The sequence below is a fragment of the Streptomyces sp. NPDC058741 genome (assembly GCF_042746715.1).
GTDB lineage: Bacteria > Actinomycetota > Actinomycetes > Streptomycetales > Streptomycetaceae > Streptomyces.
This window is the reverse complement of sequence record NZ_JBHYQH010000011.1, coordinates 98,591-112,115: the sequence shown is the minus strand read 5'-3', so window position 1 is coordinate 112,115 and position 13,525 is coordinate 98,591. Positions and strand designations below refer to the sequence as shown.

General features: G+C 68.1%; 13 protein-coding genes. 3 read left to right on the top strand and 10 right to left on the bottom strand.

All coding sequences use genetic code 11. The annotated features are described in order from the left end of the window. The first annotated feature begins 100 nt into the window (after positions 1-100). The gene (locus tag ACFW6P_RS12160; protein ID WP_386351721.1) at positions 101-751 is read left to right on the top strand and encodes a hypothetical protein; all 651 of its coding nucleotides are present in this window, start codon (positions 101-103) and stop codon (positions 749-751) included. A 32-nt stretch (positions 752-783) separates the two neighbouring features. On the opposite strand, the gene ACFW6P_RS12155 is transcribed toward ACFW6P_RS12160, so the two are convergent. Beyond that, a complete protein-coding gene (locus ACFW6P_RS12155; RefSeq protein ID WP_386351724.1) occupies positions 784-1,605 on the bottom strand; it encodes a SprT family zinc-dependent metalloprotease in 822 nt (273 codons plus the stop codon). Positions 1,606-1,609: 4 nt separating this feature from the next. Then, on the bottom strand, positions 1,610-5,353 hold the full coding sequence (locus tag ACFW6P_RS12150) for a type I restriction endonuclease subunit R (protein ID WP_386351727.1): 3,744 nt from the start codon (positions 5,351-5,353) through the stop codon (positions 1,610-1,612). A 335-nt stretch (positions 5,354-5,688) separates the two neighbouring features. Between ACFW6P_RS12150 and ACFW6P_RS12145 the strand changes: the two genes are divergently transcribed. Beyond that, entirely contained in the window at positions 5,689-6,036 is a 348-nt protein-coding gene (locus ACFW6P_RS12145) for a hypothetical protein (protein WP_386351730.1), read from the top strand. 108 nt (positions 6,037-6,144) lie between these two features. Then, on the top strand, positions 6,145-6,765 hold the full coding sequence (locus tag ACFW6P_RS12140) for a restriction endonuclease subunit S (protein ID WP_386351732.1): 621 nt from the start codon (positions 6,145-6,147) through the stop codon (positions 6,763-6,765). A 97-nt stretch (positions 6,766-6,862) separates the two neighbouring features. On the opposite strand, the gene ACFW6P_RS12135 is transcribed toward ACFW6P_RS12140, so the two are convergent. The 8 genes from ACFW6P_RS12135 to ACFW6P_RS12100 form a co-directional block, all read right to left on the bottom strand. Further along, positions 6,863-7,126: a hypothetical protein gene (locus ACFW6P_RS12135; protein WP_386423586.1), complete on the bottom strand. Its 264-nt coding sequence runs from the start codon at positions 7,124-7,126 to the stop codon at positions 6,863-6,865. Beyond that, positions 7,123-7,476, bottom strand: coding sequence for a DUF6247 family protein (locus tag ACFW6P_RS12130; protein ID WP_386351738.1), 354 nt, complete (start codon positions 7,474-7,476; stop codon positions 7,123-7,125). The genes ACFW6P_RS12135 and ACFW6P_RS12130 overlap by 4 nt, the downstream gene beginning before the upstream one ends. A gap of 137 nt (positions 7,477-7,613) precedes the next feature. Continuing rightward, on the bottom strand, positions 7,614-7,889 hold the full coding sequence (locus ACFW6P_RS12125) for a hypothetical protein (RefSeq protein ID WP_386351741.1): 276 nt from the start codon (positions 7,887-7,889) through the stop codon (positions 7,614-7,616). Beyond that, entirely contained in the window at positions 7,889-8,197 is a 309-nt protein-coding gene (locus ACFW6P_RS12120; RefSeq protein ID WP_386423584.1) for a hypothetical protein, read from the bottom strand. Before ACFW6P_RS12120 ends, ACFW6P_RS12125 begins: the two co-directional genes overlap by 1 nt. A gap of 277 nt (positions 8,198-8,474) precedes the next feature. Next, positions 8,475-8,663, bottom strand: a complete 189-nt coding sequence (locus ACFW6P_RS12115) for a DUF397 domain-containing protein (protein WP_386351748.1) — start codon at positions 8,661-8,663, stop codon at positions 8,475-8,477. Positions 8,664-8,676: 13 nt separating this feature from the next. Then, positions 8,677-9,528 (bottom strand): Scr1 family TA system antitoxin-like transcriptional regulator, encoded by an 852-nt coding sequence (locus tag ACFW6P_RS12110; protein ID WP_386351750.1) that lies wholly within the window; start codon positions 9,526-9,528, stop codon positions 8,677-8,679. A 53-nt stretch (positions 9,529-9,581) separates the two neighbouring features. Further along, complete coding sequence (locus ACFW6P_RS12105; protein WP_386423582.1) at positions 9,582-10,751, bottom strand: restriction endonuclease subunit S; 1,170 nt, start codon at positions 10,749-10,751, stop codon at positions 9,582-9,584. Continuing rightward, on the bottom strand, positions 10,741-13,452 hold the full coding sequence (locus tag ACFW6P_RS12100) for an N-6 DNA methylase (protein ID WP_386423580.1): 2,712 nt from the start codon (positions 13,450-13,452) through the stop codon (positions 10,741-10,743). Before ACFW6P_RS12100 ends, ACFW6P_RS12105 begins: the two co-directional genes overlap by 11 nt. Positions 13,453-13,525 lie beyond the last annotated feature (73 nt).

The following is a 13,525-nucleotide window of genomic DNA, read 5'->3' as shown; positions in this document are numbered from 1 at the left end:
ATGGGTAGGACATGCACGGCAGGGAGCCGCGACCGTGCCGCCCCGCTACCCTTCTTGACCACCGTGCTACCCGACCGCCGCGCTGAGCGAGGAGCCCTCTTTGGCCTGTGACCTGTGGCTGGTACCGCTCGTCGACGTGTTGTGCCACGCGCCGGACAACCCGTTCGCCGAGGAACTCGCGCAATACGACAAGGTGCTCGCCGAGGCCGGGCTGCCGCCGGTGCCGGTGTACCAGTACATGCCGGGACTGACCGGTGACGTCGCCCCCGTCGCGGGCTTCGACTACGACGCGCTGCACTTCCTGCGCCGCGCCTACCTGCTCCAGGTGTGCGGTCTGCCGGTGACGCCGGTGGACGAACTGGGCGGGGACTACGAGCAGTTGCTGGAGATGTTCGAGTCGACGGCCCAGCAGTCGCACCTGGTCTGGCACTACGACCACGCCGGGGCCTACGTCCCGGTCGACTTCCCCAGCCCCCTGGCCGACGACGACCTGCTCGCCGGCGGCGGACCGCTGGGCTCCTCACACGCCCTGCTGCGGGAGCTGGAGGTGGTCGCCCAGGCCATCGGCATCGACCCGGCCAACCCGCCGGCGGCCCCCCGGCCGCCGCTCGCGCCCACGGAGCTGGAGGAGCCCGCCGTCCCGGCGCCCTACGACCCGAGCCCGTTCGCCCGGGAACGGCACGTGTGGCTGGGGCTGCACGCGGCGGTGACGCGGAGTCTGGCGCAGGGGTCGATGATCGTCTTCAGCTGATCCGGGCGGGGGCCGGGCTGACACAACACAGGTCAGGCAAGGTCCCCCATCCACACCCCCCGTCCCAGTTCGTCCAGCTCGGCCTTCAGCCGGCGACACTCGGGGAGGGCTCTTCCCAGCAGCCTCCAATAGGCGTCGCCATGCCCGGAGACCCGCACGTGTGCCAACTCGTGAGCGACGACGTAGTCGACGAGATGGACAGGCAGTTGAAAAGTGGCCCAGTGCAGGGAAACCACACCGTTGGCAGCCGTTCCGGGACGGAAGCTTCCCCACCGATGGCCCAGGTCACGTACCCGTAACGATGGCTCGGGCACATCCATCCGAGCAGCCCACGGTTGGAGACGTCCCCGCATCCAGCGCTCCCCGGCCCTGCTGTACCAGTCGGCCAGTGCCTTCCGGGCGAGCGGCGGGCGGGCGGCGACCGAGGAGTGGAGACGCAGCCGCCCCGCCACAAGCCGGACGGGTTTCCCTCCGCCTGAGGCCCCGCTCGGCGACTGACGCTCGCTCGGTTCGTCGTCGACAACCAGCAGCCGGTAGTCCCGCCCGAGGTAGCGATGGATCTCACCATCCCCGAGGGTACGGACGGGATGCAACTGTCGGCGCTCGTCGCTGAGCCGGGTCTTCGCGACGATCCAGGCCTCGCTGCCCCGCACAAACGCTTCTGCCCGTTCGACCGCACAGCCCTCCGGAGCGTGCAGGGTGAGAGACCGGTCCCGTTCGACCGTGAGCCCCAGGCGACGTCGGCGAGGACTTAGCCGCACCCTCAGTTCACGCCCGTCGACCAGCAGCGTCCCGCTCTCGGTGAGGGTCGGCTCATCGAGGCGGGTCGCGAGGCGGGCGGGCTGCGCGGGCATGGACCTATTCTCTCCGTGTCTCGGCCCGGAACTCCTCAAGGTGCTCCACCGCGTACCCGGCGAGCGCCGAGGCGAGTCGCTTGACATCCTCGCGTCCCGGGCCCGAGCGTCGCAGGTCGGGCGCCCGGAGCCGCTGGTACAGCACCGACTCCAGGAACGTCACGTGACGTTCCTGGCCGCCGAAGGACGCCAGCCGCACGGTGCCGGTGATCTCGCCGTACGTCACGTCGACAAGATGGCGCAACTTCTCCGGAGGCGTTCCCTTCGAGCTTTCGCTCTCCGCCAGCTTCTCGCCGATCAGCGCGTACAACCGCTGCCGCATCGGTGACAGATCGGCGACGGCGGGATCGGCCTGCTCGGCGCGCCGGGCCCGGTCGACCAGTGGCCCGAGCTCCCGGGAGATGTCCTCCCAGTTCCCGGCGAACTCCTCCAGCACCCTCTCCAGCTCTGCCGAGAGTTGCCGGTACACAGGGCGCTCCTCCACCGCGAGGCGTTCCTCCAGGTGATAGCGCAGGGCCTGCACCTGCTCGGCCGCAGCCTCGCGCACGGGGAGGGTGCCGACCACCTCGTCGAAGTCCGGAGCGAGGATGGAGACAGGCGGAATACGCTGCTCGACCTCCTGTGTCTCGAGGTGGTCGGCGATCAGCGCGCGCACCTTGCGCCCGTACCCCCGCATCACGAAGCCGCCGCCGGTGTCGTCGCGGTAGTGGCGTCGCACCCGCATCTGGAGCACGCTCCACGCCCGCACGTCGTGCAGGTGATCCAACGCCTTCTCGTGTGGCAGCACCCGGTCCACGGCTCCCAGGAACTCGCCCAGCCTGGTGTCGAAAACGGCTCGTTGCGTGGGATCCGCGAGCGCGAGCACGGCGCTGCCGAAATCGGCACGCGTCGTGAGCCCGTCCGGGTCGATGCCGACCTCCGCGAGGAACTCCCGCACCTCGCCGGCCGTCCGCCTCATCTCGGGAATCTCGGCCGCCATACTGCGCAGCGAGTCCAGAGCGGGCGGGTTACCCCGGTACGCGGCCAGTGTCACGCCGAGGTGGTTCAGCACGCCGTGGTAGTCGATGACCAGTCCTTCGCGTTTGCGTCGGGCTGGACGATTGACGCGGGCGATCGCCTGGAGCAGTTCCGCGTCTCGGATGGGCCGGTCCAGGTACAGCGCCTGCTCGATGGGCGCGTCGAAGCCGGTGAGCAGCATCGACTTCACGATGAGGAACGCGATGGGCTGCTGCACGGCCTCCTCGCGGCGTCCCTCACCGCCGCGTGCACCCCCGCCGGAGATCAGGTCGCTCCAGGGGTTCATGCCGCCCACCGATCCGGCCGGAACCGGATCGGGCTCGGCCGGTGGCCGGGTCGCCCAAGGGTTGTCGGGCGGCAGCTGCGGGAACGGCCGGAGGAAGCGCGCGATGTGCTCAGCCTGCCTGTCGCTGTCGGTCCACTCCCGCCACACCCCCTCCTTCTGTTCGGCCCCGGCGGAGATCACGGGTACGAAGTCGATGCGCCGCAGCAGTTCCTGGAACTGCCACACGCGCAACAGAAGCGATTCCTCAGCGGTGTACGTCTCGGGAGCCTTGCCCCGCAGGGCCTCCCGGCGCCCGCTGCGGTCGAACTCCGCGACACGGCGCAGCAGATCGGCCCTCGCGTCCCGCAGGGCGCTGCGGTAGGTGATCGCTGCCCGGCGGCTCACCGCGGCGACCTGGGCCTTGAAGCCGCCGGTGAGCGGCCCGGTGACGTAGTGCTCCAGCATGTCGACCGCCTTGCGCCGGATCAGCGGCGCCGACTCGGCCACGGCCCGCGTGGACGGCGTTCCGTACTTCTTCCGCACCCACGCCCGCTGGTCCTCGTCCAGCGGCTCGATGAGGTCCTCGAAGCACTCGTCCATCCGCTCCTTGTCGCGCACCTCGGCGGTGGTCGCGCGGCCGGTGTACCGGACGGGCACGACCACCCTGTCGCGTTCGGCCTCGGTCATGCGGTACGTGTCGAGGAACTCGGGGTTCCCGCCGGGTTCGCTGCTCGGCTCCAGGCCGAAGATGCGCCCGGTGTCGGTGAGGCGGCCCTGCATCAGCGGGGTGCCGGTGAAGCCGATCCGGGCCGCGTTGGGCAGGGCCTTGCGCAGGCAGGCGTGGAGGACGGAGGTGTGTGAGCGGTGCGCCTCGTCGACGAGCACCAGGACCCGGTCCGAGTCGCTGCACTCGGGGAATATCCGCTCGGCCCGGCTCAGCGTACGGGCGTCCGGCGCGGGGTCGGCGACCTCCTCGGCGCTCTCGCCCGCCTCGATCCGCTTCCGGGCCTGCTCGAAGTCCTCGGGCAGCGCCCGGTCCTGGCCGTCGGCCGTGTCGTTCCCCTCGCCCGTGCCGGGCGCCAGATCGCCGAGGAACTTCTGGATCGTCGCGAAGATCACCGCCCGCCCGCCGGAACGGCCCGCCCGGGCGAGCAGGTTCTCCAGGTCCGTACGGGAGGTGGCCTGCCGGATCTCGGAGTCACTGAGGGCCACAGCCCGCCGCAACTGCCGCTGGAGGTCGGTCCGGTCCGTGATCGCGACCAGCGTGATCCCGTTCAGCTCGGGGTCCCGGCTCATGTGCAGCCGCCGGGCCAGGAACTGCATGGTGAAGCTCTTGCCCGCGCCCTGCGTGTGCCAGATGACACCGCCCCGCTCGTCCCGCTCCCCTCCGGTGACACGGCGGCTGGGGCGGGTGCGCAGTCGCGCGACGATCTTCTCCGTGGCGCGGTACTGCTGGTGGCGGCAGACGACCTTGACCGTCTTCGGCCCTGCGGCGCGGGCACGACGCCCCGTGCCGTCACGGCTGTCCTCGTCGACGGGCTTCTCGAACACGTAGTGCCGGACGATGTTGAGCAGATTGCCGGGCCTGAGGACGACCGCGGTCAGCTTCTGCTGAAGCGTGGGCGCCTCCTCGGGGCCGAGCAGGCCCCAGCCGCGCAGCTCACGGCGCAGCTCCTCCACACCGTCGTCGCCCGGCCGCGCCGGGTCCCCGTAGTCCGGGCTGACGCTGCGCCACAGCGCGTAGTGCTGCTCGGCCGAGGAGTAGGTACCGAGTGCGGCCTGTGTTCCGTCCGCGGCCACCAGTAACTGCGCCGGGGCGAACAGGTGCGGTATGCCGCGCGGGGCGCCCGCGCCCTGCCGGGTGTCGTCGTCCAGCGGCCTCCCGGTGTAGGCGCGCAAGTCGCGGATGGCCTTGCCCAGCGAGTCACGTACGTCTGGCGACTTGCACTCGACGACGACGAGCGGAACGCCGTTCACGAACAGGACGAGGTCCAGCACGGACGGGCGCCCGTCGGCGTCACACACCCGCAACTGGTCGACGACGAGGTAGTCGTTCCGGGCGAGGACCTCCTCCCGGCTCCCCTCCAGCGCCTCCCGTGACCAGTCGAAGAACGGCGTCTTCACGTCCCGCTCGTCCGGCCCCGGCTGCATGACGCCGTGCAGCAGGAGCGTGGTGGCGTCGCGGTTGGCGCCCGGCAGGGACCGGGCGGACACATGGCGGGTGACAGCCCGCAGTTGGGAGACGGCGGGATCCGTGTGCGCGTCGCTCTGCATCCAGGCCGAGGTCTTGCGCAGTGCGGCCCGCAGGCGCTGCTCCAGCAGCACCTCCCGGTGGTCGCCGCGCTCCCCTGCTTCCCTCAGCCGTGCGCCCTCGATGTGCTGCCAGCCCATCGCTTTGAGGTGCTCCAGCAGTGGCCGCTCCGCCTCGACCCGCTCGGTCGACTCCCTGACCACTCCGGCAGCCATGCGCCCGCGCCCTCCCCCTGCGTCACGGTGAACGTGTGAGGGTCCATTGTGGGCCACGGGGGAGGGCGCGTGGGTGGTGCGCGCGCCCCTGGGATCGCGGAAGTCTGCAGTCGGCCCGGCGGCGAGACCGAACTGATATGGCGTCAGTCAGACCACGAGGTGCCACCCATCGAGAGATGAGCCTTCATAGGTGACTACGAAGATGAGTTGCGCTCGCAGGAGCGGCCCCGCTACCTTCTTGCCGAACCGATGAGGGGTCAGCGGCTGGGGCTGAGAATGCCCGCCGCACGGGGCATGACCGTGCGCAGGATGCGCACGATGAGTGGGGGTTAGTAATGAGCAGCGGTTACGAGGATCTCCGTACGGCAGTCGCGGCCGACGGCGGGCTGCACGTCGTCACCATGGGCGTGCTGCGCGACATCCAGGGGGCCGGCCGACTGGGCAGCCGGGTGCTGGGCGTGATCTCCGCGCAGTTGGAGTCTCACGGGATGGGGCACATCCCGAAGGAACTGCCCGGCAACCAGGACAGCCCGGTCCGGGTCTACCTTCTCGGGACACCGATCGCCGAGACCGTCGATGCCGTCCACAACCCGAGTCTCACGGGCGACGCGATCCTGCGTGGCTCGGGTGACTCCGAGGCCCGAGCCCAGGTCCAGCAGATCCGCGAGATCGTCGGCCTCTAGCCACACCGGGGGCCGGGGGGCCCGACGCCCTGGCCTCCTCCGTTCGCGGAGCGGATCAGATGTCCACGATCAGTGCCCCGGCACGGCACCAGTGAGGACGAACACGAGATGCCCCTCAGCGGAACACGCCGCCTCATCGACCTGTGCGAGATCGCCTCCGGGCCCTCGGGTCAGCAGTTGGGAGGGCTCTCGGCACGTTTGAAGGGCGTCCCCGTCATCTCGCCCCCGGATCTGACCGCCGAGCACAAGGTCGACTCGCGCAACATCAAGCGTGTCAGCTTCGCGACCGCTGCGGACCTCGACCGGTTCCGGTTGCGCGAGGGCGACTTGGTCTATGTGCGCCAGGGGGCACTCGGACGGCGGGCTCTAGTCGGTCCGGCAGAGGCCACCTGGCTCTTCGGCGCCGCGTGCCTGCGGATCAGGCCCACAGCAGAGGCGATCCTGCCGGAGTATCTTCTTCACTACCTCGGACATCCGTTGGTCCATGACTGGATCACCGCACGGGCAAACCCCGGCAAGGCCATTGAGACACTCTCGTCCCAGACCCTGGCCACGGCGCCGATCTTCGTACCGTCGCTCGAACGTCAGCGGAGCATCGCCGGGGCGATGCACGAGATCGACACCCAGATCGAGGCACACAGGCAGCTGATCGCCAAGCACGAGGTCTTCCGATTGGGACTCCTGACCGACCTGCTCGGCGACGCGTTCGAGGAACCGGCTAGGCCATGACCACCTGCGGTGGCGCGGCGCGGCTCTCAAAGCGGAACTCCGGCGTGGTGCAGGATCGATGAGCGCAGAGGAGCCTCGGCACCGGCCCGGTCACCCTTCATCCGTTCCAGACGATGTTGCAGATATAGACGCACTCATGCCGAGGAACGGCGAGGAACTGGATGAAGCCGCGTCCACCGAAGAGGGGGAAGTTCCTCAAACCACCGGGTTTGTCCTCTGGCCTGCTGCCTGCGGTCTCAGCGTCATGGCCGAGCGCGGCAAGTTCGGTGGCGATCCGCTCCACCTCAGCGATCACCCCGACGGGAAGTCCGTCGGTCAGATACTCCTCGCTCGGGTTGTAGTCCCACTTCCAGTCGGTCACAACCCGGCCTCTGCCTCGGCATCTGCATGGATCTTCCTGATCTCGGCGATGGCGGCCGTCGGGTCCGTCGCTCCGGCACTCACCATCTCCTCCAGCTGACGCAAGCGGGCAGCCCTCGACGGATACCTCTGGATCGCGACGAAAACGCCCCAGGTATGGACGAAGGTACGCAGCGGTGCGAACGACTGGAGCTGCTGGGCCGTGGTCGTCGCGTCGACGAGATCGCTTATGAACGTCGGCATCCGGCTCGGCGTCAGGTTCTCCACGGCAGTGCGCAGGGCGCCGGGGGTGAGCGCGGGCATCGGGATGAGCGGCTCGTCGGCCTGCGGATCTGCGGGCAGAGCGGTCACGGTGGGCTCCCGGTCGGTGGACGTTCGCTGTGTTCTCGACGGTACCCGTAGGCGTCGGCCATACGAAGGGCACGAGTCGACTACGACCCGGGAGGGCGACACGGTGATGTTCGTGCCGCCCCCTGCCGACACCGTTCCTACGGCCAGTGGACTCCCTGGCTGCCCAGAGCCGGCTTGCGGCAGTCGGGCAGCTTGGACACCGGCGTGATCACCGCGGTCGTCGCATCGTCCAGCACGTAGCAGAGCTGGGCGTGGAGAACCTCCGCCTCGGCGGGGCTCAGGCGCAGCGCGAGATCCGACTCGAACCCGCCGTCCCTGCGCAGCCAGAGATCGATGACGAGCGCGCCGTCTTCGTCCCGCCGTACGGGCTTGCTCGGCACGCGGCTGACCTGCATCCGGGGCACGCCGCTCATCAGGCCGCCACCCCCATCGCAGCCGCTGCGACCGGCCGGCCCATGCGATGCCCGTGGATCACCAGAGGGCCTACGTCGATCCCGTCGAGCGCCAGGACCAGCGCCAAGCGGCGCTGCCGCTGTTCGTGCGCGACCAGGTAGGGGCGGATGCGGGAGGCGGGGCGGGCCTTCGCGTTACCGGACCTGCTGCTGGGGCGCCGCCGCTTCAGGAGGTACGGCGGCAGCAGAGGGATCTCGGCGTGGGCGACGAGGAGCCGGTACCCGGGCGGTCGCCGGACCACGTCCGGCACGGGCGCTGGGAGGGGCACGAGGGCACGCAAGAGACACACGAGGACGAGAACGGCGGTATGCACGAGTGCCCGTGCGAAGCCCGGCCGGTTACGGTTGGACATGCTGACGCTCCTACGAGGCGTTGGCCATGCCCCGGGGTGGTCGCACACCGCCGGGGCGCATTGCGTTACTACGCAGCCGTCACTCGGTGCTGCGTTTCCGATACACACAGTACGACCAACAGGGCGTGCCAGACAACATGTTGCCTCCCTTTGTGGAGACTGGCATATGCCGCAGGGGTCGATCGAGAGGCGCCTACACGAAGTCGTCGAACTCCCCGGCCTTGGCTCCTTGGAGGAAGGCACGCAGCTTCCGGCGGGTAGTGCGGACGATCACGTCAGGATCGTCGCTTTCTCGGAGAAAGACGACATCGTCCTCCTCCGCAACCTCTATACAGGCCCCGGTATCCGCCGAGAAGGACGACTTACGCCAGCGCAGTTCCACCGGTCCCCAACCCTCACATCTCTCTGGCTGCCTGCCGAATGAAGTCGAGCGAGGCCTGCGCTTCCAGAGCCCGCTCCCGCATTCGGTCGAGAACCGCACGGTAGTTCACGAGGTAGGTGGCGGCATGGAGGAAGGTGGCGCCGGTCGGTACATCGATCTGGACCGTGTCCAGTTGCGGCACAGGACCACACGCGTACAGCGTCGAGCTGCCGGCGTTCGCGAACCCACCAGCGCTGAAGGGTACGACCCGGACGGTGATGTGGGGCCGCTCCGCCTGCTTCAGAAGATGGTCGATCTGCCTGCGCAGCACCTTGTGGTCGCCGAACCTCATACGCAACGCCGTCTCATGGACCAGGAACTCACACGAGGGCGGCTGGGGACGGTCGAGTAGCGCCGCGCGCCTGACCCGAAACTCGACGTGCCGCTCCAGATCCACTGGGTCCATGGTCGGCACCGCCTCAGCGAAGATGCCTCGCATGTAATCGGGGATCTGGAGGATGCCAGGCATGTGCATGATCTGAGCGGACCGAAGCCGAGACGCGTGATGCTCCATCTCGGCGATATCCAACAGGCCGGTCGGAAGCGACTCCCGATACTCGTCCCACCAGTAGGGCCCACGTTCCCTGGCCATGTCGGCCAGGGCGTCGACATAGCATGCATCAGGACAGCGGTAGTTGGCGGCCCAGACCCTCACCCGGTCACTGCTGACACCGGAGCGGGCGGACTCCGTGTTGCTTACCGTCGTCCGGTCCGTGCGGTGCAGCGTGGCCGCCTCGTTGATCGTCATGCCGATGTGCTCGCGCATCCTGCGCAACTCGGCACCGAGACGACGCTGGCGCTCGGTGGACGGCTTTCTGACGGGCATGACGCTACTTCCTGGTCAACAGAAATTCCTCAAGGTCGACTAGAACGCGAGCATCATTCTTCGCCGAGCATCTCCCCAACAATCGCAACCTTGAAGGCTGCAATCTTAGCCATCCTCTCCTCCTCCAGACGCTCGTGCTCACCGATCCTAGCCAACACTTGAACGATCTTCTTCTGCTCAAGCAGCGGCGGAACCCTCAGGGAATATTCACTCAAATCATCGCGATTCAATTTCGGAATCCCTGTCCGCCCTGAAACATTCTCCGAGAAGCGCGAGAAGCGACTACCTAGCAACGCCGCACAAAGGTAATCTGCGAGGATTTCACCGGTCGGGCACAGGGGATACATATCAGCCGAGCAGGTGCCTGTAAAATCTGCCACAACCACTTTTCGTAGCGCTGGACGAATCTTACTCAGAACTACGTATCCAGGCCGAACAATGTACTTCCCGCTTATTGCGTTTTGAGTCTCTGCGGTCACGCGCGCAGTGATGCGCCCCGCAGTTGGCTCAACATGGTCGGGGGCGAGCAACTGCTGATATCTATAGGGCGCATGTCTAGGGTCGACCTGCCCAGTCGGCAGACGCGCAACATCCGTAATCCTCAGCAGGGGCCATGCCGTGGCCTTATCCCGCTCAAAGCTGTCCCATGCCGCCACTCTGATTTTGCGCAGCTTTGCAAGCGAAGCGACCGCAGCCCGCTCCGATTCGATAACTGACTCCAAAGCCTCAACAATTCTTCGCTGCGCAACCAAAGAAAGGAGCGGCACCTGCAGTGACCGGACAGATTCTGCGGAAATCTTCACCATACTTTCCGATGTCCCTTGCGCTCGGGACGAAAGAGACCGTCGGACGGCCGGAGAGCGCAGCACGATTTCCAGAAATTCCGGCAAGCAATTCTTGGCCGGCTCAAGCCGCATCATGAGGTCTGGATAGATACAAAACGAGCCCACATCCCGATACCTGCCAACCAGGCCCACCAAGTCCCGCGTATTCGCCCGACTCATCAAGAGGTCGCCCTGCCGCAGAATTGCAGGATGCTTTGCGGTGATTCCGTTAGGGGCATTCTTGAGTTGCCGCGGAACGAATCCACCCGGTGTCAGGCACCCAAGACCGAGCATCTGCACTCCTGTCCAGTCAGCGCTCTCAACCGGCGAGTAGCCGTTCCGAGGTGGACCGGCCAGGTAATAGTCCAGTGGTACCGACATCGTCGGCTCAGCCGACATAGCCCAGCTCCTCCAGGAACCCGTTCAGCCGCTCCGCCGCAGCCTCACGCCGCGCCTCGATCTCCCGCAGTGAGACCAGGTACTTGCGCTCCCAGCCCAGATACGTGTCGATCAACTCGCGCCGCCTGCGCACGACATGCCCCTCCAGCTTGGACGCCAGGTCATCGCGGAGGATGCCGAGGACGACATCACGCGCGCCCTCCTCGTCGAGTGCGTCGCGGGCCGCATGCAGACCGGGTGTGGGCCGGTCGGGCTCGGCCGGGAGCGTCACGTCGAGGGTCGTCTGTCCGGCCGCGTCGGCGGAGGCGGCAGACTCAGCGGTGGCGGCCTTGGTCGACTTGGCGGCCTTCGACGCGGCCCTCGATCCCAGGCCGTCCAGCGGGTAGAAGGCCTCCTCCAGCGCCTTCACCGCCTTGCCCGCCGCCGTGCGGTCCCGCTTCGCCTTCTTCAAGTCGGCCTCGCTGAGCAGAGCCTCGGCCACCGCCGGGTCGAGCGCCGGACCGTCCTCGCCCGTCCCGCCGTCCTCCGAGACGCCCGCCGCCACAGCCGCCCGCGCGGCCTCCGCCTCCTCCGCCGCCTTCACCTTCGCGTCCAGCCGCGCCTTCTCCGCGTCCGCTTCGGCGAGGTCTTTCAGGAACTCGGGCGCGATGGCAACGACGACCTTGTGGCCGTACGCCTGCCGCCGCTCAGCCGCCGTCCGTTTGCGCGCACCGCCCGTCCACGGGTTGGGCTCCGGCTCCAGCAGGGTCTCGACCGTGTCGACCCAGCCCTCGACGACGCCCTTGAAGCCGTTCTCGGCCAACGCCTTGAGCTCATTGCGGGCCTCCTGCCACCACCCGGCGACCGCGCCGGCGAGCGCGTACTGGTCCAGCAGGCCGACGCTCAGCAGCTGCTCACGGAAGGAGTCGATCAAATCGGCCCGTAGGCGAGCGAGTTGGGCCCGCTTCTCCGACTCCGTGCGGTCGTCACCCTCGTACGGCGCCAGCTTGGCGATCTTCTCTGTCTCCGTGTCCCACCACTTGGCGAACGACTCGCGGAGTTCGCGCTCCCGACCCTCGGCCAGTGCGGTCAGCCGGTCGGCGTCGGGGCGCCGGTCCTCCGGCAGGAAGTCGACGTACTCGGACGCGTCACCGTCGCGTTCCGCGAACAGGTCCGTGATCTCGACGCCGTACGCCGACAGCACCGCCGCCTTCTCCGGCGCCTCGATCTCCGACCTGGGTACGCCGCCCGTCAGGTGCGCCCGTACGTCCTGCGGTTCGGGCGGCGGGGTGTTGTCGACGTAGCGGCGGATGTTGAGGTTGTACTTGTTCTTCCGGATCTCGTCCCGCTCGACCCACCGCGCGAAGCGCGGCACGTCCGTGCCCGCCTCGGCGTGGAAGGTGGAGACGATCTTCTCCACGTGCTCGGGCAGCAGCACGTTCTGTGCTCGCTCGGCGTGGAACTCGCGGTCCGCGTTGATGAAGAGGACCTGGTCCTGCCTGCCGTCCCGCTTACGGCCGTGCGAGCGCAGCACCAGCACACAGGCCGGGATGCCCGTACCGTAGAAGACGTTGGAGGGCAGGCCGATCACAGCCTCCAGCAGGTCGTGCTCGATGAGCTTCGCCCGGATCTTCTCCTCCGTGCCGCCACGGAACAGCACACCGTGCGGCATGACGGTGAAGACCGAGCCGCCACGCCCCTTCACCATGTGCAGCATGTGCTGGAGGAACATGAGGTCGGCCTTGCCCTTCTCGGACGTCTGGCCGTGCGGCATGCGCTCGTCGATGTCCAGGATGTCCGCGGCCCGGTAGTCCATGGAGAAGGGCGGGTTGCTGAGCACCACGTCGAACGAGCGGTCCAGGTGAAGCGGCTGCGTCAGGGTGTCGCCGGTCTTCAGGTCGAAGTCGTGGGCGCCGTGGAACAGCATGTTCATGGTGGCCATGACCCAGGAGCCGTTGTTGGCGTCCTGCCCGGCCAAGGCGAGGTCCTCGGTGTTGCCGCCGTGCTCCTCGATGTACTCCTTGGCGTGGATGAGCATGCCGCCCGAGCCGACGCACGGGTCGTACACGCTGTCACCGGGGCGGGGCCGCGCCAGTTCCACCATCATCCGCACCACCGCACGCGGGGTGTAGAACTCGCCGCCCTTGGTGCCCGCCGAGTCGGCGAAGTCCTTCAGCAGGTACTCGTACGCGGCACCGATGACGTCGGGGAACTCGAAGTCGTCACCACGCAGTCTGAGACTGCCGAAATGGCCGATGAGTGCGGACAGCCGCTTGTCCGCCAGCTTGGCTGCCGCCGCCCCGGTGCCGCCGCCCCCGCCGATGCGGTTGAAGTTGATGTGATTGAACAGGCCGCGCAGCCGTTCGTTGCCCTTCTGGCCCTCCATCGCGTCGAGCGCGGGCTGGAGGTACCGCGTGGCCACGTCGTCGACCGCACCGGCCAGCCGCTCCCAGCGAGCTTCCGGGGGGACGTACATGATCCGTCGGGCCGTGTAGTTGGCCGGCTCGTCGGCCTCCTCCTCCGCCTCCGCGCGGGAGACCCCGGCAGCCGTCTCCTTCTCGATGATCTCCTCACGGGCGGCCTCGAACTCGTCGTTGGCACGCTTGAGGAACAGCAGGACGAGGAGGAAATCGCGGTACTCGGCGGCGTCCATCGTGCCGCGCAGGATGTCCGCCGCCGCGAAGAGGTGGCGCTCCAGTTGGTCGAGCGTGAGCTTGGCCACGTACGGGCTCCCTTGGGTGTGAGCAGGGCGGGCGGGCAGGGCGGCGCACCCGCTCTGCCGCGGAGAAGTACGA